The sequence below is a fragment of the Aliivibrio kagoshimensis genome, from assembly GCF_050337105.1.
Lineage (GTDB): Bacteria > Pseudomonadota > Gammaproteobacteria > Enterobacterales > Vibrionaceae > Aliivibrio_A > Aliivibrio_A kagoshimensis.
On record NZ_JAKJSQ010000007.1, the window covers coordinates 1 to 23,805 of the forward strand.

Here is a 23,805-nt window from a genome sequence, read left to right on the forward strand (position 1 = left end):
TCGGATTCAAATAAGATGAGCGCTTAAGTGTGTTTTGAGAAACTTTAAGATTTAGTCGATTGCTAAGACCTTTCCGAATTGTAAGAATTTGCTTGGCGACCTTAGCGCTGTGGACCCACCTGATCCCTTGCCGAACTCAGAAGTGAAACGCAGTAGCGCCGATGGTAGTGTGGGGTTTCCCCATGTGAGAGTAGGACATCGCCAGGCTTCMAATAGCATAATGCTGAATAGACACTGCGGAGTGGTAGTTCAGTTGGTTAGAATACCGGCCTGTCACGCCGGGGGTCGCGGGTTCGAGTCCCGTCCACTCCGCCATTWTTAAGAAAACCTGARTCTMRCGAYTCAGGTTTTTTTTCGTCTGAGCAATACCGAAATTGCAACGATAAGAGAATAGACACTGCGCAGTGGTAGTTCAGTTGGTTAGCTGTTTATTAGAGAAGCCGGCCTGTCATGCCGGGGGCGTGTCGCTCTCAAGGTGTTAGAAAGTCCCGTCCACTCCGCCATTATTAAGAAAACCTGAGTCTAGCGACTCAGGTTTTTTCGTCTGAACAATACCGAAATTGCAACGATAAGAGAATAGACACTGCGCAGTGGTAGTCCAGTTGGTTAGCTGTTTATTAGAGAAGCCGGCCTGTCATGCCGGGGGCGTGTCGCTCTCAAGGTGTTAGAAAGTCCCGTCCACTCCGCCATTATTAAGAAAACCTGAGTCTAACGACTCAGGTTTTTTTTCGCCTGAGAAATATTAAATTAGAAAGATAAGATAGACACTGCGCAGTGGTAGTTCAGTTGGTTAGCTGTTTATTAGAGAAGCCGGCCTGTCACGCCGGGGGACGTGTTGCTCTCAAGGTGTTAATGAGTCCCGTATTTAATTCCGGCTGGGATAGATACCCTTTAAAGATATGATATACCTAACGCCATTTAAGCTTTTTTCCTGTTCTTTTAAATTTGGAAGCGCGAAAGTGGTTTTTCCATCTCCTCCATAAGTTGTACCTAGTAGAGAAAAAAGCGAGCTATGTCGTGAAATAGATAAGATTTGTCCTTCGCAAAAGGCAAAATGTCTTGGAGAAAAACTGCCTGCGAACATTGAAATTTCGCCAATAAATGGTTCAGAAGAAGCGAAAACGCTCTTGAGTGGAAGCAGTGATAGGGCCAATACTAGCAGTAAAGGACATACTTTAATCTTCATATTCATTTCCTATTATTAATGTTAATAATAAATAATAGGTTGCTTTAGTTATATAACAATCTAATTGGGGAATATGACGCTAAAAAAATGCCCTAAAATTAGGGCATATAGAAGAAATTAAAGGATTTGATTGAGTATATGGTCTGCTTTGACGCGTTTGATGCGTTTTAAGAGTTTACGAACAGGTGAAGGATAATCTTCTAGTTTCTCAATTTGCTTATAGCTACCGACCAGTTGGGTGTGCGCTAGAATACAAGATATCTCTTGCTCCTTTTTCTCAGCTAAGTGTTCATTAACGTCATGAACCAAAATCGCATTTTCTAGATCCAGCCTCCAAGCGCGAGGGTTTAAGTTATTGCCAGTAATAAGCATATATTTTCTATCTGCCCAAACACCCTTTAAATGGAAACTGTTGTCTTCGTGCTTCCATAAATGGATTGAAAGTTGACGACTGGCCATAGAGTGTTCGTTAAGCTTGGCAAATGCACGAAGATTCATCTCATATAAATAAGGAAGACCTGCAATCGTCTTGAACGGTTTATCAGGCGAAATATAAAAGTCATTGGCGGTTTTATCACCGACAATAATAGTCACCTTTACACCACGACGAATCGCTTTTTTAACTTCTTTAGAAATGCTTCGGGGAAAGTTAAAGTAAGGGGTACAGATAGTAAGCTCATGTTCTGCACTAGCCACAAGGTTTTGAATATGATTATTAAGTTTGTTGCCTCTTTTACCTAAGCCAACCAAAGGTGTTAGCCCAATTTGATCTTCGGAAATAGTATCAGGCTGAAAACTGTAGTGAGCCCGCATTAGATCATGCCTAAACTTTCGAATAGCAGGTTTTAATGATTTTGTTTTTGGGCGGTCTAACTGAGATAAACAGTGGACAGCATCGCTTTCGACTAAGTTTTTTATAATGAACTCGGACATGCTATCGGCTAGTTTTTTATTTGAAATCACATGATAGCGATCGTAGCGATAACGTTCGTTTTGAGCTAAATAGACATCATTTAGACTTGCGCCGCTATAGATAACTTTATCATCGATGACAAAGCCCTTAAGGTGCAGTACACCAAATACTTCTTTATTTTTTACAGGAACGCCTAGAATTTGTATTTGATGCTCATACTTCTCTGAGAAGTCACGGTAAAGCGCTGCATTACCATCTGATTCATCCGCGCCAATTAAACCACGTTGTGCACGATGCCAATCAACGAGCACCTTAATATCGAGTTCTGGTCGCTGCTGCTTAGCTTCAAAGAGTGCGGTTAAAACATCACGGCCGGCTTGATCATCCTCTAAGTAGAGAGCAACAAGGTATATTCTTGATTGTGCTTTTAATATCTCACGATGAAGCTTCTCTCTAAATGAATTTGCATCTAGAAGCATCTCTAAGTTTTCTGGCTTGTGAGCAATTGAAGGTAATAGCTCAAATTTTCGTTTGATTGATGCAGGTGACGTCATCATCGCCTCAGAAATATTCATGAATTAATAATGTAATAATAGAAATACATAGTCACATTCTACCAGATGATAGTGGCAATACCGAACTTAACCGTTTTGACTGTTCAATTTTATTCGTTTTTTATCATAAATTGTAGGCTATGTAGTTGTTTGCCACTTTCAACATACCTTGTAAATCGATCTCGCAAAGATTCAGGTAATTGATTTTCTGATATTTCTTCGAAATGATGTTGTTGATAAAACGAGGTCAAATGAGGGAAGGAAAAACAGTAACAATTTGTAGCGGATATCTGTTGCTTACAGTGTTGTAATAATTGATGGCCGATACCCAAACCACGAAAATCTGGGTGGATTAACATGCCTGTTAGTAACTGAGCATCCCGTGTAGGTTGAAACCGCACAGCGCCAATCAGAGTATGCTCTGCCTTAACAATGATTATGGTTTCTCCCCTTTTTGGCTTTCCTGCTGGGTAATGGTCTTTATAGAGCTTTGCGACTAATGGCAACTTAATAGGCTCGAGTTGTAAAAAAGTTAAGTTATTCATAGTAAGACTGCTTCTGAGCGTTAGATAAGGTAGAATAATTCTGAATATTACTAGGTATATTAACATGAAAATATTGTCTTCCTTGTCACTTAAACCATTCAACACTTTCTCTATTGAACATCATGCTTTACATATTATTAGCGTAGATACCACTGAAGAACTTATTGATGTATATGAAAATGAAGAGTGGGCTGCCTTGCCAAAGTTGGTTATCGGCAAAGGGAGTAATACACTCTTTTGTACTGACTATCAGGGTGTTGTCATTCTTAATAAAATTGACGGAATAAAGGTTGTTGAAGGTGACCACTTTACCCATATAGCGGTAGGGGCTGGGGTAGATTGGCCTTCATTAGTCGAGTGGACACTTGATAATGGAATAGACGGTTTAGAGAACCTAGCAATGATACCTGGTTGTGCGGGGACGGCTCCGATTCAAAATATTGGAGCGTATGGCATCGAATTTAAAGATATTTGTGAATATGTTGAATACCTTGACTTAGAGACGAAGAAAGTGGAAAGGTTAATGATGAATGAGTGTCAATTTGGCTACCGTGATTCGATATTTAAACGGCAGTTAAGTGGACGGGCGATTATTACCTTGGTTGGATTACAGCTAACAAAGCAGTGGCGGCCAACACTTGCTTACGGAACCCTAGCGACTCTAGATGAGCAGAAAACGACAGCTAGAGATGTATATAACCGGGTCTGTGCTACCCGGTCTGAAAAACTCCCTAATCCAGCTAAGTTAGGTAATGCTGGAAGTTTTTTCAAAAACCCTGTGATTACGAGTGAACAATACCGAACGTTAACATCGACGTTTGCAGAACTACCTGGTTATCCATTCGGTGATGGGTATAAATTAGCTGCTGGTTGGTTAATCGATCACGCCGGGCTGAAAGGGCATACAATTGGGGGGGCACAAGTTCATAAGAATCAAGCACTGGTACTAGTAAACAGTGGCAGTGCAACATCAAAAGATATCACAGACTTAGCCTATTATGTTCAACAGGTTGTCTACAAAAAATATGGCGTAATGATTGAGCATGAAGTGAGATTTATGGGTGCAACGCGAGAAACCAATTTAGAAGAGATCGCTCGATGAAAGACTATACAAGTAAGCTGGATATAATTACTTTACTCGCTGATAACCATTTTCATTCTGGTGAACAGATAGGTCAACATTTAGGCATCAGTAGGGCTGCAGTCAATAACCATATTAAAGTCATACAAAGTTGGGGCTTAGATGTGTTCCGAGTGCAAGGGAAAGGGTACTGTTTAGCGAATCCTATTGAGCTCCTTACTTGTGAAAAGGTAGAGCAGTACGTTGAGAGTAATCCCATTGAGTTAATTCCAATAATTGACTCTACCAATCAGTACCTGATGGACAGAATTGGTCATATTGAATCTGGTACGGTCTGTTTAGCTGAGTACCAGCAGTTAGGAAGAGGGCGACGAGGTAGGCAGTGGATATCACCATTTGGATCTAATTTATATCTCTCAATGTATTGGCGTCTAGATGCAGGAATGGCAGCCGCAATGGGACTAAGCCTGGTTGTCGGTATCGCTATTGCAGAAACGTTAAAGCAGTTTGGCTGTGACTCTGTCAAAGTTAAATGGCCAAATGATATATATATTAACGATAAAAAATTGGCTGGTATTTTAGTTGAGATGACAGGGCAGACTGGTGATGCTGCACATATTGTTATCGGAATGGGACTAAATGTCGCGATGACTGATTCAGTAGGTCAAGAGATCGACCAACCTTGGACCAATATTGAAAAAGAGATTAATTCACCAGTAGAGAGGAATAAACTGGCAGGTTGTTTGATACAAGCATTGCAAGACATTCTGGTGGAATATGAACAGTTAGGGCTTGCTGGTTTTAAAGAGCGTTGGAACCAACTTGATAATTATACGGGAAGAGAGGTATGCCTTATTATTGGTAATAATCAGGTAAAAGGAGTCGCGCAAGGTATCAATGAACAAGGCGCGTTAATGGTTGAAACGGATAAGGGGCTTCAAGCTTTCATTGGTGGTGAAATATCACTAAGGAAAGGGGATTAGCTACTTTCTGATCAGAACCTGATGGATGGAGTGCTGACTGTCCTTTTTTAAAATAAGGTTGGCACGACCACGAGTTGGCAAAATATTACTTTTCAGATTACTGCCGTTTATGTTTTTCCATATAGAGCGAGCAGTAGCAATCGCCTCATCTAAGGTTAACTTGGTGTAATGATTGAAGTAAGAACCCTCATGAGTAAACGCACCTTTTCGGAATTTTAAGAACCGCTGAACATACCACTCCTCAATATGTTCAGGCTCAGCATCTACGAAGATTGAATAATCTAAAAAGTCAGAAATGAATACCCGATGCGGGTCATGTGGGTAATCCATCCCGCTTTGTAGGACATTCAGACCTTCTATAATTAGAATGTCTGGCTGTTCAACCCGCTTAACTTCATCAGTGATATCATAAGTTAGGTGAGAATACACAGGAATTTGTATGGAGTCTTTACCTGCTTTCATATCAGAAATGAATTGAACCAAGCTTTTAATATCATAGGATTCAGGAAACCCTTTCTTGTGCATGATATCGCGCTGTTTTAAAACTGCGTTTGAATAAAGAAACCCATCCGTATTTACCAGTTCCACACTTACCTTACTTGAATCACTAGAAAGTAACTCTTTTAGTAGCCTTGCCGTGGTACTTTTTCCAACAGCGACACTACCTGCAATGCCAATAATAAACGGGGTATGTAGCGTTGTATGGCCAAGGAAGCGCTCTAAAACTAGATTCTTTTGTTGTTGTGCTTCGATATGAAGATGAAGAAGACGGGTTAAAGGAAGATAAATATCCGCAGCTTCTGCCATAGTGAGGTGTTCATTTATACCTTGTAATGTTTGGACCTTTTCAGCCGTAAGACTCATTGGGACTGAATTTCGTAATTCAGACCACTCTTGACGATTAAATGAGAGGTAAGGGCTTACAAGATTGCTCATGAACGATCACTGACACGCTGTTAATAGTGAGTGGAACAATACACTATGATGAGAGGGAGTGAAAGAAACTAAATATTGTTACTAAAGTTATGACAGCAAGCTGCAATACAAATCGTATCAAAAGGATAATTTAGATGATTTTTTTACAATAAAGTATTGCAAGGAGATAAATCATTCAATAGAATGCGCAACAATTGTGCCGACTTAGCTCAGTAGGTAGAGCAACTGACTTGTAATCAGTAGGTCACCAGTTCGACTCCGGTAGTCGGCACCAAAATTTGTAACACCCTGGAGGGGTTCCCGAGTGGCCAAAGGGATCAGACTGTAAATCTGACGGCACTGCCTTCGATGGTTCGAATCCGTCCCCCTCCACCATATTTGCTTTAACAGCATATAAGAGTTAGATGTGCGTGCATCGTATAATGGCTATTACCTCAGCCTTCCAAGCTGATGATGCGGGTTCGATTCCCGCTGCACGCTCCACTCTTTATTGAGTCACATACATTATTTTTTGGTTACGTGGCGTAATGTCACCATAATCTGTACCTAAAGGGGCAATCATGTCTAAAGAAAAATTTGAACGTACGAAACCGCACGTAAACGTTGGTACTATCGGCCACGTTGACCACGGTAAAACAACTCTAACAGCTGCTATCTGTACTACGCTTGCAAAAGTGTACGGTGGTGTTGCTAAAGATTTCGCATCTATCGATAACGCTCCTGAAGAGCGCGAGCGTGGTATCACAATCGCTACTTCTCACGTTGAGTACGATACGCCAGAGCGTCACTACGCACACGTTGACTGTCCAGGACACGCCGATTATGTTAAAAACATGATCACTGGTGCTGCTCAAATGGACGGTGGTATCCTTGTAGTTGCTGCGACTGATGGCCCTATGCCACAGACTCGTGAGCACATCCTACTTGGTCGCCAGGTTGGTATCCCTTACATCATCGTATTCATGAACAAATGTGAYATGGTTGATGATGAAGAGCTTCTTGAGCTAGTTGAGATGGAAGTTCGTGAACTTCTTTCTGAGTACGACTACCCAGGTGATGATCTTCCAGTAATCCAGGGTTCAGCTCTTGGTGCACTAAACGGCGAAAAGCAGTGGGAAGACAAAGTTGTTGAGCTTGCAGAAGCACTAGACAGCTACATYCCACTTCCAGAGCGTGCWGTAGATCARCCRTTCCTACTACCWATTGAAGATGTATTCTCAATTCAAGGTCGTGGTACTGTTGTTACTGGTCGTATCGAGCGCGGTATCCTAACAGTAGGTGACGAAGTAGAAATCGTTGGTATCAAAGAKACTGTTATTACTACTTGTACTGGTGTTGAAATGTTCCGTAAACTGCTTGACGAAGGTCGTGCTGGTGAGAACGTTGGTGCACTTCTACGTGGTACTAAGCGTGAAGACGTTGAACGTGGTCAAGTATTGGCAGCGAAAGGTTCAATCAACCCACACACCACTTTTGAATCAGAAGTATACGTACTTTCAAAAGACGAAGGCGGACGTCACACTCCATTCTTCAAAGGTTACCGTCCACAGTTTTACTTCCGTACAACTGACGTAACAGGCGATATCACACTTCCAGAAGGTGTTGAAATGGTAATGCCTGGTGATAACGTACAGATGCACGTTACCCTAATCGCGCCAATCGCGATGGACGAAGGTCTACGTTTTGCTATCCGTGAAGGTGGCCGTACAGTAGGTGCTGGTGTTGTTGCTAAAGTAATCGCATAAATTATTTGACGAACAACCACTAAAAAGGGCATCATTTGATGCCTTTTTTCTACACAAAATTCGCATTTGGCTATTTTTTAAGCAAGGTGCATTCTGCGTAGCAGAAACGATTTAAAATTAATTGTTTTAAATCAAGATATTAGAGCTCAACTTGAGTTCTGATTTATTATCCCTGCCTCGGCGGGGCTATTTTCGTCTATATTTGACTTGTCACAGGTTGGTCTATGAAAACAAATACTGAGACTTCAGGTAGCTCGAAAGCAGCTGAATCATTCAAGTGGCTTATCGTCCTTGTATTACTCAGTGCAGCAGTAGTAGGTAACTATCTACTGGGTGAGTTGTCTGTTGTATTGCGCGCTTCTGGTGTCGTTGTCCTTATTGCTGCAGCTGGTGCAGTGGCTGCGTTTACTGTTAAAGGTAAAACGGCTATCTCATTTGCTCACGAATCTCGTATGGAAGTTCGTAAAGTTGTCTGGCCTACCCGTCAAGAGACATTACAAACAACATTTATTGTACTGGTTGCTTGCGTGATTATGGCATTGATACTTTGGGGTATTGACGGCGTAATGGTTCGTTTGGTTGGCTGGATCACCGGAGCTTAAGGTAAATATCATGAGTGAAGCACCAAAAAAACGCTGGTATGTAGTTCAAGCATTCTCAGGCTATGAAGGCCGAGTTTCTCAGTCACTTCGTGAACATATCAAAATGCATGATATGGAAGAGTTCTTTGGTGAGGTTTTAGTGCCTACTGAAGAAGTGGTTGAGATGCGCGCAGGACAACGCCGCAAAAGTGAGCGTAAATTCTTCCCAGGTTATGTGCTTGTACAGATGATCATGAATGATCAATCTTGGCACTTAGTGCGCAGCATTCCACGTGTAATGGGGTTCATTGGTGGAACATCTGATCGTCCAGCACCTATCTCAGATAAAGAAGCAGATGCTATCCTCAATCGTTTAGAGCAAGCTCACGATGCTCCGCGTCCGAAAACTCTGTTTGAACCAGGTGAAGTGGTTCGTGTTACAGAAGGTCCATTTGTTGACTTTAACGGCACAGTAGAAGAAGTAGATTACGATAAGAGTCGTATCAAAGTGTCTGTTTCTATCTTTGGTCGCTCTACTCCTGTTGAGCTTGAATTTAGTCAGGTTGAAAAGGCCTGAGTAAAAAGTCGCCAATAAAGATTGTGAAAGGTGTGAGATTGAATTATAATTTCGCGCCTTTTTGTTAACGGGGAGCTTATTCAAAAAATAGGCGTTTGAACCCAAATTCTAGGAAATATCATGGCTAAGAAAGTTGAAGCCTATATCAAACTGCAAGTTGCAGCTGGTATGGCGAATCCAAGTCCACCAGTTGGTCCTGCACTAGGTCAGCACGGTGTGAATATCATGGAATTCTGTAAAGCATTTAATGCAAAAACAGAATCTGTTGAAAAGGGTCTACCGATCCCTGTTGTAATTTCAGTTTACAGTGACCGTTCTTTTACGTTCATCACTAAAACTCCACCTGCAGCCGTTCTTCTTCTGAAGGCCGCTGGCTTAAAGTCTGGTTCTGGTCGTCCGAACACTGAGAAAGTTGGTACTGTTACTGACGCTCAAGTGCAAGAGATTGCTGAAACTAAAGCTGCAGATATGACTGGTGCTGATGTTGAAGCTATGAAGCGTTCAATTGCAGGTACTGCTCGTTCAATGGGCCTAGTGGTAGAGGGATAAGATAATGGCTAAATTAACTAAGCGTATGCGTAACATTCGCGAAAAAGTTGAAGTAACTAAAGATTACGACATCAACGAAGCTGTTTCTCTTCTTAAAGAACTAGCTACTGCTAAATTCAATGAAAGTGTTGATGTTGCTATCAACCTTGGTATTGATGCTCGTAAATCAGATCAAAACGTTCGTGGTGCTACGGTACTTCCGCACGGTACTGGTCGTGATATCCGTGTTGCTGTTTTCACCCAAGGTGCAAACGCAGAAGCTGCTAAAGAAGCTGGTGCTGATTTAGTGGGTATGGATGATCTAGCAGCGCTAGTGAAAAAAGGCGAAATGAATTTTGACGTTGTTGTTGCATCTCCTGATGCAATGCGCGTTGTAGGTCAGCTTGGTACCATTCTTGGACCACGTGGCCTAATGCCTAACCCTAAAGTTGGTACTGTAACTCCTAACGTTGCTGAAGCGGTTAAGAACGCTAAAGCGGGTCAGGTTCGTTACCGTAACGACAAAAATGGCATCATCCACTCTACCATCGGTAAAGCAGATTTTGATGCTAACCAACTTAAAGAGAACTTAGAAGCTCTTTTAGTTGCTCTTAAGAAAGCCAAGCCTACTTCGGCTAAAGGCGTATTCCTTAAGAAAGTAAGCATCTCAACTACTATGGGTGCTGGTGTTACTGTTGACCAAGCTACTTTGGATACAGTTGCAAGCTAATTTGCTTTAGCGCAAGATTAATGTATAATTTTGCGCCTATCAAATTAATGGTTGGGGCTGCCAGTTAGTTAATTACTAAATGGGAGTCTCCGTCCAAGACCGTAGGCGTTCTTCGGAACTTAATACCACCTACGTAGACGGTGCCCGAACTGATTGTAAGTTTACTTTCAATCTGGGAATGCACCGTAAGTACTGTCACTATATTTTTAGTGATTGGTGTAATACCGGCATTGCCGGACAACCAGGAGTAAATCCAAATGGCTTTAAATCTTCAAGACAAAAAAGCAATTGTTGCTGAAGTCAACGAAGCAGCCAGTGGTGCACTTTCTGCAGTTATTGCTGACTCTCGCGGCGTTCCTGTTGGTGCGATGACTTCTCTACGTAAACAAGCTCGTGAAGCTGGTGTTTACATGAGAGTTGTTCGTAACACATTAGCACGCCGTGCAGTTGAAGGCACAGACTACGAATGTCTACAAGACGTATTCGTAGGTCCAACTTTGATCGCATTTTCTAACGAGCACCCAGGTGCTGCTGCGCGTCTTTTTAAAGACTTCGCTAAAGAGAACAAAGAATTTGAAATCAAAGCTGCTGCATTCGAAGGCGCAGTTGCTGACGCAGATATACTAGCGACACTACCAACATACGACGAAGCTATCGCACGCCTAATGATGTGCATGAAAGAAGCTTCTGCTGGCAAGTTGGTTCGTACTATCGCTGCTGTTCGTGATCAAAAAGAAGAAGTTGCGGCTTAAGGCCTCGCTTTATTTTGATTACAAATTAAACTTATTGTTGACTTAAAAGAGAATTGTTATGTCTATTACTAACGAGCAAATCCTAGACGCAGTTGCAGAAATGTCTGTAATGCAAGTTGTTGAGCTTATCGAAGCTATGGAAGAAAAATTTGGTGTTTCTGCAGCAGCTGCTGTAGTTGCAGGTGGCGCAGCTGGCGGCGAAGCTGCTGCTGAGCAAACTGAATTTGACGTAATCCTAACAGCTGCTGGCGCACAGAAAGTACAGGTTATCAAAGCTGTACGTGCAGCAACTGGTCTTGGTCTTAAAGAAGCTAAAGGTCTTGTAGATGGCGCTCCTGCACCTCTAAAAGAAGCTGTTTCTAAAGAAGAAGCAGAAACACTGAAAGCTGCTCTAGAAGAAGCTGGTGCTTCTGTTGAAGTTAAGTAATATTTACTTAATTTCCTAGCCTTAATCGGCTATGGCTGGTGGTTAATTAACCACCGGCCTTTTTGCTCTGTAGGGTGTGTGTGATTTTCACACTGTTTTGCCTCCTCACACCTAAGCAAAAAACAGCAATTGTTGTACTGATTGTTGCACTACAGCAAACAGTGTTATTAGTCACTGTCCTACCCCTTTTATTTGAAGAAAAGGTGGACAGTTAGGGTCACTTATCAGCTAGCTGAGGAACCCCATGGTTTACTCTTATACCGAGAAAAAGCGCATCCGTAAGGACTTTGGTAAGCGTCCACAAGTGTTGGACATACCATACTTGCTATCTATCCAACTCGATTCTTTTAAAAAGTTTATCGAGCAGGATCCAGAAGGGCAACATGGTCTTGAAGCTGCCTTCCGTTCTGTTTTTCCAATTCAGAGCTATAATGGCAATTCAGAGCTGCAATACGTTAGCTATCGTCTTGGTGAGCCTGTATTCGATGTTAAAGAATGTCAAATTCGAGGCGTCACTTATTCGGCACCGCTACGCGTAAAATTACGTTTAGTTGTTTACGATCGTGATGCACCGGCAGGTACTGTAAAAGACATTAAAGAACAAGAAGTCTACATGGGCGAAATGCCGCTTATGACTGACAATGGTACCTTTGTAATTAATGGTACTGAGAGGGTTATCGTATCCCAGCTGCACAGAAGCCCAGGCGTATTCTTCGACAGCGATAAGGGTAAAACCCACTCATCGGGTAAAGTTCTTTATAACGCACGCGTTATTCCATACCGTGGTTCATGGTTGGATTTTGAATTTGATCCGAAAGATAGCTTATTTGTTCGTATTGACCGTCGTCGTAAATTACCAGCATCTATTATCTTACGTGCTCTTAATAAGACTACGGAAGAGATCCTTGATCTGTTCTTCGAAACGGTAACGTTTGAAGTTAAAGATCAAAGCTTGATGATGGAATTAATTCCAGACCGTTTACGTGGTGAAACAGCAACGTTTGATATTGCTGTAGATGGCACAGTATATGTAGAAGCTGGTCGTCGTGTTACCGCTCGTCATATTCGTCAATTGACTAAAGATAACGTTACACATATTGAAGCGCCTATTGATTACATCTTAGACAAAGTTTCAGCACGTGATTATGTTAACGAAGAAACTGGCGAACTGATTGTTTCAGCTAACGAAGAGTTAAGCTTAGAAGCATTGGCGAATCTGTCACAAGCTGGTCATAAGAAGATTGAAGTACTTTTCATCAATGATCTTGACCACGGTCCATACATTTCAAACACACTACGTGTTGATAGTACTGTAGACCGTTTATCTGCGTTAGTTGAAATCTACCGTATGATGCGTCCTGGCGAGCCACCGACAAAAGATGCAGCTGAAGGCTTATTCAATAGCTTGTTCTTCGCGGAAGAGCGCTATGATCTGTCAGCAGTTGGTCGTATGAAGTTTAACAGCTCGATCGGTCGTGATGAAATTACGGGTTCTGGCATCTTAGATGAAGATGACATTATCCAAGTAATGCGTAAATTAGTTGGCATTCGTAACGGTATTGGTGAAGTAGATGATATTGATCATCTTGGTAACCGTCGTATTCGTTCTGTTGGCGAAATGGCAGAGAACCAGTTCCGTGTAGGTCTAGTTCGTGTTGAGCGTGCTGTAAGAGAACGTCTAAGTTTAGGCGACCTTGATGCAATCATGCCCCAAGATTTGATTAATGCGAAGCCTATTTCTGCGGCAGTGAAGGAGTTCTTCGGTTCTTCTCAATTGTCACAGTTTATGGACCAGAACAACCCGTTATCAGAAGTTACTCACAAACGTCGTATCTCGGCGCTTGGTCCAGGTGGTCTGACTCGTGAACGTGCTGGTTTTGAAGTTCGAGATGTACACGCAACGCACTACGGTCGTTTATGTCCGATTGAGACCCCTGAAGGTCCAAATATCGGTCTAATTAACTCACTGTCTGCATTTGCACAATGTAACTCGTATGGCTTCCTTGAAACTCCATACCGTAAGATCATTGATGGCAAGGTTACTGATCAAGTCGATTACCTATCAGCGATTGAAGAAGGCCAGTACATCATTGCACAGGCAAACTCTTCTTTAACTGTTGAAGGTGGCTTTGAAGATGAGCTAGTTACTGCTCGTCAAAAAGGCGACTCAGGACTGCATCCACGTGATCACGTCCAGTATATGGATGTTGCAACTAACCAAGTTGTATCAGTAGCGGCGTCGTTGATTCCGTTCCTAGAACACGATGATGCTAACCGTGCATTGATGGGTGCAAACATGCAACGTCAGGCTGTCCCGACTCTACGTGCTGATAAGCCGTTAGTTGGTACTGGTATCGAACGTAATGTTGCTGTGGATTCAGGCGTGACAGAAGTTGCTAAACGCGGCGGTCACATTCAGTCTGTTGATGCATCTCGTATCGTGGTTAAAGTTAATGAATCAGAGTTGGTTCCAGGTGAAGCTGGCATCGATATCTACAACTTAACAAAATATACTCGTTCTAACCAAAACACATGTATTAATCAGCGTCCAACAGTGATGCCTGGTGAACTTGTGGCTCGTGGTGATGTTCTTGCTGATGGTCCTTCAACAGACCTTGGTGAACTTGCTCTTGGTCAGAACATGCGTATCGCATTTATGCCTTGGAATGGTTATAACTTCGAGGATTCAATCCTTGTATCTGAGCGTGTTGTTCAGGAAGACCGTTTCACAACGATTCACATTCAAGAGCTATCATGTGTTGCACGTGATACCAAACTTGGAAGCGAAGAGATTACTGCAGATATCCCGAATGTCGGTGAAGCTGCACTTTCTAAGCTTGATGAATCTGGCGTGGTTTACATCGGTGCTGAAGTTAAAGGCGGAGACATCCTAGTTGGTAAAGTGACACCAAAAGGTGAAACACAACTGACTCCTGAAGAGAAGCTACTACGTGCAATCTTCGGTGAAAAAGCGTCTGACGTTAAAGACTCTTCACTGCGTGTTCCAAACAGTGTTTCTGGTACTATCATTGATGTACAAGTATTCACTCGCGATGGCGTTGAAAAAGATAAGCGTGCTTTAGAAATTGAAGCTATGCAGCTGAAAGAAGCTAAGAAAGACATCACTGAAGAGTTCCAAATTCTTGAAGGTGGTCTTCTAGCTCGTGTGCAAACACTTCTTCTCTCTGCAGGTTACAGCGAAGACAAGCTTGCGACTATTGGTCGTAAACATTGGCTTGAGCAGACTCTGGATGATGAAGATCAGCAGAATCAACTTGAGCAACTTGCTGAGCAGTTCGACGAACTTAAGGCCGAATTCGATAAGAAATTCGATACCAAGCGTCGTAAGATTACTCAAGGTGATGATTTAGCACCGGGTGTTCTTAAGATTGTTAAGGTTTACCTTGCGGTTAAACGTCGTATTCAACCTGGTGATAAGATGGCAGGTCGTCACGGTAACAAAGGTGTAATTTCTAAGATTAACCCTGTTGAAGATATGCCGTACGATGAAACCGGACGTCCAGTCGATATAGTACTTAACCCATTGGGTGTACCGTCTCGAATGAACATCGGTCAGATCCTTGAAACACATATGGGTCTAGCTGCTCGTGGTATTGGTGATAAACTGAACAAGATGCTTAAAGAACAGCAGGAACTACATAAGTTCCGTAATTTCTTGCAGAAAGTTTATGACCTAGGCGACACACGTCAGAATATCGATATTGCTCAGTTAACTGATACCGAAGTTCGAACACTAGTTCAGAATCTTCGTGGTGGTCTTCCGATTGCTACTCCAGTATTTGATGGTGCTCCAGAAGTCTCTATCAAAGAGCTGTTGAAGCTGGCAGATCTACCTGAATCAGGTCAGTTGACACTGTTTGATGGCCGTACTGGTGATCAGTTTGAACGTCCTGTAACGGTTGGTTACATGTACATGTTGAAACTGAACCACTTGGTTGATGACAAGATGCACGCACGTTCTACTGGCTCTTACAGCTTAGTTACTCAGCAGCCGCTGGGTGGTAAAGCTCAGTTTGGTGGTCAGCGTTTCGGAGAGATGGAAGTATGGGCACTAGAAGCTTATGGTGCTGCTTATACTCTTCAAGAGATGCTAACTGTTAAGTCAGATGACGTGAATGGCCGTACTAAGATGTATAAAAACATCGTAGATGGCGATCATCGTATGGAACCTGGCATGCCAGAATCGTTCAACGTATTGTTGAAAGAGATTCGCTCGCTAGGTATCAACATCGAGCTAGAAGACGAATAATCCCAGTTACTGGGATTATTGAAAGAACTTGAAGGCGCTCAGCCTGAGCGCCTTTTTTGGTACCTCCTTACAGGAGCCGAATGTGAAAGACTTATTAAAGTTTCTGAAAGCACAGCATAAAACCGAAGAATTTGATGCAATCAAAATCGGTTTAGCATCACCAGACATGATTCGTTCATGGTCTTTTGGTGAAGTGAAGAAACCAGAAACCATTAACTACCGTACCTTTAAGCCAGAACGTGATGGATTATTTTGTGCACGTATTTTTGGCCCAGTTAAAGATTACGAGTGTCTTTGTGGCAAATATAAACGCCTAAAGCACCGTGGTGTTATCTGTGAAAAATGTGGCGTAGAAGTAACGCAAACTAAAGTACGTCGTGACCGTATGGGTCATATCGAACTTGCGTCTCCTGTTGCACACATCTGGTTCCTGAAGTCACTTCCATCCCGTATTGGTCTGTTAATGGACATGCCTCTACGTGATATCGAACGTGTACTTTACTTCGAATCATACGTGGTGACAGAACCAGGTATGACCGATCTTGAAAGTGGTCAGATACTTACTGAAGAAGAGTATCTTGATAAGCTTGAAGAGTGGGGTGATGAGTTCACCGCGAAGATGGGCGCTGAAGCGATTAAAGATCTGCTATCTACAATGAATATGCAGGCTGAAATCGAGCAAATGCGTGAAGAGCTAGAAACAACTAACTCTGAAACCAAGAAGAAAAAGGTCACTAAGCGTCTGAAACTTGTAGAAGCGTTTGTCCAATCTGGTAATAACCCAGAGTGGATGATCCTAACGGTTCTGCCTGTTCTTCCGCCAGATCTTCGTCCTCTAGTACCTCTAGATGGCGGTCGTTTTGCGACTTCTGACTTGAACGATTTATACCGTCGTGTGATCAACCGTAACAACCGTTTGAAGCGTCTTTTAGACCTAGCAGCACCAGATATCATCGTACGTAACGAAAAGCGTATGTTGCAAGAGTCTGTTGATGCGCTTCTAGATAACGGTCGTCGTGGTCGTGCGATTACAGGTTCTAACAAGCGTCCTCTTAAATCTTTGGCAGATATGATCAAAGGTAAACAAGGTCGTTTCCGTCAGAACTTACTTGGTAAGCGTGTTGACTACTCTGGTCGTTCTGTAATAACAGTTGGTCCATACCTACGTCTACACCAGTGTGGTCTTCCTAAGAAGATGGCACTTGAACTATTTAAACCATTTATTTACAGCAAGCTAGAGTCTCGTGGTCTTGCCACTACGATTAAAGCGGCTAAGAAAATGGTAGAGCGCGAAGAAGCGATTGTTTGGGATATCCTAGACGGCGTAATTCGTGAACACCCAGTACTGCTTAACCGTGCACCAACACTTCACCGTCTTGGTATTCAGGCTTTTGAACCAGTACTTATCGAAGGTAAAGCGATTCAGCTACACCCACTTGTGTGTGCAGCTTATAACGCCGACTTCGATGGTGACCAAATGGCGGTACACGTACCTCTAACACTTGAAGCACAGCTAGAAGCTCGTACTTTGATGATGTCTACTAACAACATTCTATCTCCTGCGTCCGGTGATCCAATCATCGTACCTTCACAGGATGTTGTATTGGGTCTTTACTACATGACCCGTGACAAAATCAATGCGAAAGGCGAAGGTATGTACCTTGCTGGACCTGCAGAAGCAGAGAAAGCGTACGTAACTAAGTCTGCTGAGCTACATGCTCGTGTTAAGGTTCGTATTACCCAAACTGTTCGCGATGAGAACGGTATTGAAACGACAGAAACTAAGCTTGAAGATACGACGATTGGTCGTGCAATGCTATGGACTATCGTACCTAAAGGTATGCCATTCAGCCTTGTTAACCAAAAGCTTGGTAAGAAGCAGATCTCTACTCTATTAAATGAGTGTTATCGTAGCCTTGGTCTGAAAGACACGGTTATTTTTGCTGACCAAATCATGTACACAGGTTTCGCATACGCAGCACTTTCTGGTGTGTCTGTTGGTATCGATGACATGGTTATCCCGGACGCTAAGTATACGAAAGTTGCTGATGCTGAAGAAGAAGTTGCACAGATTCAGGCTCAGTTCCAATCTGGTCTTGTAACGGCTGGTGAGCGTTATAACAAAGTTATCGATATCTGGGCAGCAACCAATGATCAGGTTGCTAATGAGATGATGCGTAACTTATCTTCTGAAACCGTAATCAACAAAGATGGCGAAGAAGAAGAGCAAGAGTCTTTCAACAGTGTTTATATGATGGCCGATTCAGGTGCTCGTGGTTCTGCAGCGCAGATTCGTCAGCTTGCTGGTATGCGTGGTCTGATGGCTAAGCCAGATGGTTCTATCATTGAAACACCGATCACTGCGAACTTCCGTGAAGGTTTGAACGTTAACCAATACTTCATCTCTACTCACGGTGCTCGTAAAGGTCTTGCCGATACCGCTCTGAAAACAGCTAACTCAGGTTATTTAACGCGTCGTTTAGTTGATGTTGCTCAAGATGTGGTTATCCACCTTGATGACTGTGAAACATACGAAGGCGTTACTATGATGCCTCTTATCGAGGGTGGTGATGTTAAAGAACCACTACACGAACGTGTTCTAGGTCGTGTTGTTGCTGTTGACGTATTAAAACCTGGTACTGATGAAATACTTCTTCCACGTAACACGCTTCTTGATGAGAAGTGGTGTCAAATCGTTGAAGAGAACTCTGTTGATGTGATCAAAGTACGCTCTGTAGTTAGCTGTGAAGCGGACTTCGGTTGTTGTGCTAAGTGTTACGGCCGTGATTTGGCTCGTGGACACATGATCAACATGGGTGAATCTGTTGGTGTAATCGCTGCTCAGTCAATCGGTGAGCCGGGTACACAGCTTACGATGCGTACGTTCCACATTGGTGGTGCGGCATCTACAGCAGCTGCAGAAAATAGCATTCAGGTTAAGAACAAAGGTACTGTGAAACTTCACAATGCTAAGTTCGTAATCAACTCAGAGAAGAAGCTGGTTATTACTTCTCGTGCATCAGAAATGACTGTTGTTGATGAATTTGGCCGTACTAAAGAGAGCTACAAGCTTCCTTACGGTTCGATCTTAAGCAAAGCAGACAATGATTCAGTAAATGTTGGTGATGTTATCGCTAACTGGGATCCGCATACAATGCCGATCATCACTGAAGTATCTGGTCAGGTTCAGTTCATTGACATGATTGATGGTGTGACTATCACCACTCAAACAGATGAACTAACTGGTCTATCATCGATTGTTGTTCTCGATGCAGCTGAACGTGCTACGGCAGGTAAAGACATGCGTCCAACCGTTAAACTGGTTGATGATAAAGGCAACGACATCATGATTCCTGGTACGTCGATGCCAGCACAATACTTCCTACCTGGTAAGGCGATTGTTAACCTTACTGATGGTAACGGAGTTGGTATCGGTGAAACACTGGCTCGTATTCCTCAGGCATCTAAGGGTACGAAAGATATTACCGGTGGTTTACCACGAGTTGCTGACTTATTCGAAGCTCGTAAGCCTAAAGAGCCTGCAATCTTAGCTGAGGTTTCTGGTGCGATTTCATTTGGTAAAGAGACCAAAGGTAAACGTCGCCTAGTGATCACTCCTACAGATGGCGAACCGTACGAAGAGATGATCCACAAGTGGCGTCAACTTAACGTATTTGAAGGTGAGAAGATCGAACGTGGTGATGTAATCGCTGATGGTCCTGAAACTCCGCATGATATTTTACGTCTACGTGGTGTACACGCAGTAACGAACTATATCGTAAACGAAGTTCAGGAAGTTTACCGCTTACAGGGTGTTAAGATTAACGATAAGCACATTGAAACTATCGTTCGTCAAATGCTTCGTAAGTGTACGATTACTAAAGCTGGCGACTCTGACTTCCTTGAAGGTGAGCAGCTAGAGTTTGCTAATGTCACAATTGCTAACCGTAAGCTAGAAGCTGAAGGCAAAACGCCAGCACGTTTCGAGCGTGACCTACTAGGTATCACGAAAGCTTCATTGGCAACTGAGTCGTTCATCTCTGCAGCGTCGTTCCAAGAAACAACTCGCGTATTAACAGAAGCTGCGGTTTCTGGTAAGCGTGATGAGCTTCGTGGTCTGAAAGAGAACGTTATCGTAGGTCGTCTAATTCCTGCAGGTACTGGTTTTGCGTATCATCAAGATCGTCAAAAGCAACGTGCTGCTGAGTTAGAGCCTGAATCAGCTCCAGTAGATGTAGAACAAGCTTCGCAAGACTTGTCTGCACTATTGAATGCAGGTTTCTCTTCTGAAAGTTAAGATACTTAGCTTTAAGCAATAAAAAAAGGCACTCATATGAGTGCCTTTTTATTTGCCTAGAAAAAGAGAGTATCTCTATTGCTGCCAATCTAGGGTGTAATAGAGATAACTCCTATCCGCAGTTAAGCGCCAGGAGGGTGAGCTAAGCTACTACTGATCAGTTGAATGAGACTATCTTCAAACTCAAAACGAATTTCAATCAATTCACCTAGAGAAGAGAGATCTGCATCAAATGAATCCGTCATTTTCTCTTCTGTGCAGTCGGTATATTTTTCCGTGAAATTAAGTAATGAGTCTGTTGTTAAACTGATCTTACTGTAGATCTGGGAGATCTCTTCCGTCGGCGAATAACCCGTGGCATTCCACTGTTCAATTACTTGATCGTAAATTTTGAAATGACCTTCAGAAATATAATCGATGAGTTGTTGATTAAATGATTGTAGGTTCTGTACAGTGGGTAATTCTTTGGACTCAAAGGGTGGTAGTCCAGCCAGCTTACAGTAATTAACAATAAGTTCTTGGCGAGTATCTAGCCAGTGATCAATCACTGAACTTGAACCTTTCCACTGCTCTTGAAATAGATTTAACTTAGTTAGCATGATGGTATCCTCAACTTCTTAAATCTGTATCCATGGCGGCTACTTACTGAATTCATTACCTCAATAGGAGATGATTGAGCAAATAACCCGCTGTCATTAAGATTAGATTGCCAGTATTTGAATAGCTCTGCAAGGGATAGAAGGGATATAGATGTTAAAAGCTAATGAAAAAGCATATTGGTGTATCGTTAATGGATCAGAATTGTGGCTAGACGAAGGGATGTTTCCTTTAGGCACAGCAGGCGCTCTGTCATTGCCTGTTGAGAAAGCGATACAGATAGGGCAATTAGATGATTATCCCGTGATGTGGATGAATGATGAGCACGTCGATTATGCAATTGATTTTAGTTGTTTACGCACACTGATTAATGTCCAGTCTGATATTTTTGAGTTAGCAAGTCGTGCGGTTCAGTATGGTCATATGGTTAGTACTCAGCGTTTTTGTTCTTTGTGTGGTGGCCGTAATGCTTTTAATCACAATCAGTTAGCTATGCAATGTGGAGAGTGTAGGACACTGCATTATCCGCGTATTTTTCCTTGTATCATTGTAGCGGTGCGCAAAGATAGCGAGATACTGTTAGCTCAACATACACGACATAAGGGAGGGCTATATACCGTACTGGCAGGATTTGTTGAAGTGGGTGAGACACTGGAGCAGTGCGTATGCAGAGAGGTCAAAGAGGAGACTGGCATCGAGGTCGGTAATATTCGATACGTTGGCAGTCAACCGTGGGCTTTTCCCTCCAGTTTAATGATGGCTTTTCAGGCGGATTATGTCAGTGGCGAGATCAAAATAGATAAAACTGAGTTATGCACTGCAGGTTGGTATACAAAAACCAATTTACCAGAAGTGGCACCTGAAGGAACCATAGCCAAAGCGTTGATCAATAAAACTCTAAAAGAGATTGAAAAAAGTTAATAAATAGATGAGTAATTTGATCTAAATTGTAAAGCTATTCTGTTGTTACGATTGATGAGTGGTACAATACACCGCAAAATAATAAGGGTTATTAACATGTCTGATTTGAAAAATGATTGCTACCTCCGCGCTCTTCTGAAAGAGCCTGTTGATTACACGCCGGTATGGATGATGCGTCAAGCAGGCCGATATCTTCCTGAATATCGCCAAACGCGTGGTGTTGCTGGTGATTTTATGTCTCTATGTAAAAACGCTGAACTTGCCTCTGAAGTAACCCTACAACCTCTTAAGCGTTTTCCTTTAGATGCGGCAATTCTGTTTTCAGATATTTTAACCATTCCAGATGCAATGGGACTTGGACTCTATTTTGAAGCAGGAGAGGGGCCGAAGTTTGAACGTCCAATTACCTGTAAAGCGGATGTCGATAAAATAGGACTTCCTGATCCCGAAGGTGAGCTGCAATATGTTATGAATGCAGTGCGTCAAATTAAGAAAGATCTTAATGGTGATGTGCCATTAATTGGCTTCTCTGGCAGCCCATGGACTTTAGCCACCTATATGGTTGAAGGCGGAAGCTCTAAAGCCTTTACCAAAATTAAAAAGATGATGTATGCCGACCCATCAATTTTACATGCACTGTTAGATAAACTTGCAGACAGTGTTGTTGAATACCTAAATGCTCAGATTAAAGCGGGTGCACAATCTGTCATGGTATTTGATACATGGGGCGGAGTGCTAACACCACGTGATTACAATGAGTTTTCGCTGCAATACATGCACAAAATTGTCGATGGATTAATTCGTGAGAATGATGGTCGCCGTGTACCGGTTACTCTATTTACTAAAAATGGTGGTATGTGGCTGGAAAAAATTGCAGCGACGGGTTGTGATGCAGTTGGACTAGACTGGACCATTAATATTGCAGATGCGAAAAAACGTGTTGGTGATAAGGTTGCACTTCAGGGAAATATGGATCCATCAATGCTATATGCATCCCCTGAACGCATACGCGAAGAGGTCGGTACCATTCTGGAAGGGTTTGGTGAAGGAACAGGACACGTATTTAACTTGGGACACGGTATCCATTTAGATGTGCCGCCTGAAAATGCGGGCGTGTTTGTCGATGCAGTGCATGAATTATCGAAGCCATACCATAAGTAAGTGTAGCGATATTCAGATAACGTCGTAATAAAAAAGAGCTTACCGGATAATGGTAAGCTCTTTTTTTGTGCGTATTTTAATAGCCTTTCTCAAAATCGATTTGATTAATAAGTGAAAACCCTTGTTGCCAGCGTTGATAGTTTTCAGCAAAGATTTCAAACGCTTGCTCCGGAAAACTAACCGCAGCCACATGCGGTGTTACTGTGATGTTGGGGTGCTCCCAAAAAGGACTCTGTTGCGAGATCGGCTCTGTAATAAAGACATCGAGAAAAGCATGTTCAACACTACCATTGCGTATCGCATGCAACAGCCCTTCTACGTCTAGCGCTTCACCGCGTCCAACATTAAACAGCAATGCTTGCTCACAGTGAGACAGCGTCTCTTTATTGAGTAGACCTAGCGTATCTTTGGTATTGGGCAGGGTACTCACGACAATATCGGCCATTTCCAAGGCGCGAGGCAGTTCGGCATTATGAAACGTGACATCGAATGGTGAATCCATCGGCGGGATACCTGTTCTATTGACGCCAATCGTTTCAATTCCAAGTGCGCGAACAGCATTCGCTAAGTAGGAGCCAATAGACCCTGTCCCTAAGATAACCATTCGCTTTCCAAGTAACGTTGGATAGGGGAGTTGTTCCCAATGCTTATTATTCTGCTGGTGGCGATACTGTTCAAAATTACGATAGTATCCAATAGTGTACCCCAATACATACTCAGCAATAAGTTGTCCGAAAATGCCTTTGATGTTGGTGAGTTGATAATCACGTCGCAGCTTGTCATCGGTTAACGCATCGATACCTGCAAAGGTAGACTGCACCCAATCAAGGTTAGAAAAGGAGTCTAGATGCTCAACGAGTCTCGGAGGATCAGCAAGAACGAGGTTGGCTTGCCCTGGATCGTCTGTGATTTCAAGATCTTGAAGCTTAGCTTGAGCAATCAGTTCAAGGTAAGTCTGTTCTTGATTGGATAAAATCAATAATTTGTTCATTCGCTTCCTTTAGTCATGAGCGGTTATCAA

Annotated in this window: 19 protein-coding genes, 4 tRNA genes and 1 rRNA gene; 18 read left to right on the forward strand and 6 right to left on the reverse strand. The window is 42.7% G+C overall.

Annotated elements, in window-relative coordinates; translation table 11 throughout:
* The first annotated feature begins 91 nt into the window (after positions 1-91).
* Positions 92-207 (forward strand): 5S ribosomal RNA (gene rrf / locus L4C32_RS04065).
* Between the two features lie 31 nt (positions 208-238).
* Positions 239-315, forward strand: a tRNA-Asp gene (locus L4C32_RS04070).
* 550 nt (positions 316-865) lie between these two features.
* On the opposite strand, the gene L4C32_RS04075 is transcribed toward L4C32_RS04070, so the two are convergent.
* From L4C32_RS04075 to L4C32_RS04085, 3 genes are all read right to left on the reverse strand, one after another.
* On the reverse strand, positions 866-1,186 hold the full coding sequence (locus L4C32_RS04075; RefSeq protein WP_428195584.1) for a phage tail protein: 321 nt from the start codon (positions 1,184-1,186) through the stop codon (positions 866-868).
* Between the two features lie 117 nt (positions 1,187-1,303).
* The gene (pssA, locus tag L4C32_RS04080) at positions 1,304-2,656 is read right to left on the reverse strand and encodes a CDP-diacylglycerol--serine O-phosphatidyltransferase (RefSeq protein WP_428195660.1); all 1,353 of its coding nucleotides are present in this window, start codon (positions 2,654-2,656) and stop codon (positions 1,304-1,306) included.
* A 107-nt stretch (positions 2,657-2,763) separates the two neighbouring features.
* Positions 2,764-3,198: a GNAT family N-acetyltransferase gene (locus tag L4C32_RS04085; protein ID WP_428195585.1), complete on the reverse strand. Its 435-nt coding sequence runs from the start codon at positions 3,196-3,198 to the stop codon at positions 2,764-2,766.
* A 64-nt stretch (positions 3,199-3,262) separates the two neighbouring features.
* Between L4C32_RS04085 and murB the strand changes: the two genes are divergently transcribed.
* Together murB and birA are read left to right on the forward strand one after the other, a co-directional pair.
* Positions 3,263-4,300, forward strand: a complete 1,038-nt coding sequence (gene murB, locus L4C32_RS04090) for a UDP-N-acetylmuramate dehydrogenase (RefSeq protein WP_428195586.1) — start codon at positions 3,263-3,265, stop codon at positions 4,298-4,300.
* The gene (gene birA, locus L4C32_RS04095) at positions 4,297-5,262 is read left to right on the forward strand and encodes a bifunctional biotin--[acetyl-CoA-carboxylase] ligase/biotin operon repressor BirA (RefSeq protein ID WP_428195587.1); all 966 of its coding nucleotides are present in this window, start codon (positions 4,297-4,299) and stop codon (positions 5,260-5,262) included. Before murB ends, birA begins: the two co-directional genes overlap by 4 nt.
* Here the strand turns inward: birA and coaA are convergent, their stop codons facing one another.
* The gene (gene coaA / locus L4C32_RS04100) at positions 5,263-6,198 is read right to left on the reverse strand and encodes a type I pantothenate kinase (protein WP_428195588.1); all 936 of its coding nucleotides are present in this window, start codon (positions 6,196-6,198) and stop codon (positions 5,263-5,265) included.
* Between the two features lie 198 nt (positions 6,199-6,396).
* Between coaA and L4C32_RS04105 the strand changes: the two genes are divergently transcribed.
* From L4C32_RS04105 to rpoC, 12 genes are all read left to right on the forward strand, one after another.
* Positions 6,397-6,472, forward strand: a tRNA-Thr gene (locus L4C32_RS04105).
* 16 nt (positions 6,473-6,488) lie between these two features.
* Positions 6,489-6,573 (forward strand) — tRNA-Tyr (locus tag L4C32_RS04110).
* Positions 6,574-6,606: 33 nt separating this feature from the next.
* Positions 6,607-6,681: transfer RNA gene (locus L4C32_RS04115), tRNA-Gly, on the forward strand.
* 77 nt (positions 6,682-6,758) lie between these two features.
* Entirely contained in the window at positions 6,759-7,943 is a 1,185-nt protein-coding gene (gene tuf / locus L4C32_RS04120; protein WP_428195589.1) for an elongation factor Tu, read from the forward strand.
* Between the two features lie 224 nt (positions 7,944-8,167).
* A complete protein-coding gene (gene secE, locus L4C32_RS04125; RefSeq protein ID WP_428195590.1) occupies positions 8,168-8,545 on the forward strand; it encodes a preprotein translocase subunit SecE in 378 nt (125 codons plus the stop codon).
* Between the two features lie 10 nt (positions 8,546-8,555).
* Positions 8,556-9,101, forward strand: coding sequence for a transcription termination/antitermination protein NusG (gene nusG / locus L4C32_RS04130; protein WP_428195591.1), 546 nt, complete (start codon positions 8,556-8,558; stop codon positions 9,099-9,101).
* Positions 9,102-9,221: 120 nt separating this feature from the next.
* Positions 9,222-9,650: a 50S ribosomal protein L11 gene (gene rplK / locus L4C32_RS04135; RefSeq protein ID WP_428195592.1), complete on the forward strand. Its 429-nt coding sequence runs from the start codon at positions 9,222-9,224 to the stop codon at positions 9,648-9,650.
* Between the two features lie 4 nt (positions 9,651-9,654).
* Positions 9,655-10,359, forward strand: a complete 705-nt coding sequence (rplA, locus tag L4C32_RS04140; protein WP_428195593.1) for a 50S ribosomal protein L1 — start codon at positions 9,655-9,657, stop codon at positions 10,357-10,359.
* A 257-nt stretch (positions 10,360-10,616) separates the two neighbouring features.
* Entirely contained in the window at positions 10,617-11,111 is a 495-nt protein-coding gene (gene rplJ, locus L4C32_RS04145; protein ID WP_428195594.1) for a 50S ribosomal protein L10, read from the forward strand.
* Between the two features lie 58 nt (positions 11,112-11,169).
* Entirely contained in the window at positions 11,170-11,538 is a 369-nt protein-coding gene (gene rplL / locus L4C32_RS04150; protein WP_428195595.1) for a 50S ribosomal protein L7/L12, read from the forward strand.
* A gap of 244 nt (positions 11,539-11,782) precedes the next feature.
* Complete coding sequence (rpoB, locus tag L4C32_RS04155; protein ID WP_428195596.1) at positions 11,783-15,808, forward strand: DNA-directed RNA polymerase subunit beta; 4,026 nt, start codon at positions 11,783-11,785, stop codon at positions 15,806-15,808.
* A gap of 82 nt (positions 15,809-15,890) precedes the next feature.
* On the forward strand, positions 15,891-20,105 hold the full coding sequence (rpoC, locus tag L4C32_RS04160; RefSeq protein WP_428195597.1) for a DNA-directed RNA polymerase subunit beta': 4,215 nt from the start codon (positions 15,891-15,893) through the stop codon (positions 20,103-20,105).
* Between the two features lie 122 nt (positions 20,106-20,227).
* Here the strand turns inward: rpoC and rsd are convergent, their stop codons facing one another.
* Entirely contained in the window at positions 20,228-20,704 is a 477-nt protein-coding gene (rsd, locus tag L4C32_RS04165) for a sigma D regulator (RefSeq protein ID WP_428195598.1), read from the reverse strand.
* 151 nt (positions 20,705-20,855) lie between these two features.
* Here rsd and nudC point away from each other — a divergent pair, with 151 nt between their 5' ends.
* Together nudC and hemE are read left to right on the forward strand one after the other, a co-directional pair.
* The gene (gene nudC / locus L4C32_RS04170) at positions 20,856-21,623 is read left to right on the forward strand and encodes an NAD(+) diphosphatase (protein WP_428195599.1); all 768 of its coding nucleotides are present in this window, start codon (positions 20,856-20,858) and stop codon (positions 21,621-21,623) included.
* A gap of 96 nt (positions 21,624-21,719) precedes the next feature.
* On the forward strand, positions 21,720-22,784 hold the full coding sequence (hemE, locus tag L4C32_RS04175) for a uroporphyrinogen decarboxylase (RefSeq protein WP_428195600.1): 1,065 nt from the start codon (positions 21,720-21,722) through the stop codon (positions 22,782-22,784).
* 76 nt (positions 22,785-22,860) lie between these two features.
* Here the strand turns inward: hemE and L4C32_RS04180 are convergent, their stop codons facing one another.
* A complete protein-coding gene (locus L4C32_RS04180) occupies positions 22,861-23,775 on the reverse strand; it encodes a D-2-hydroxyacid dehydrogenase (protein WP_428195601.1) in 915 nt (304 codons plus the stop codon).
* Positions 23,776-23,805 lie beyond the last annotated feature (30 nt).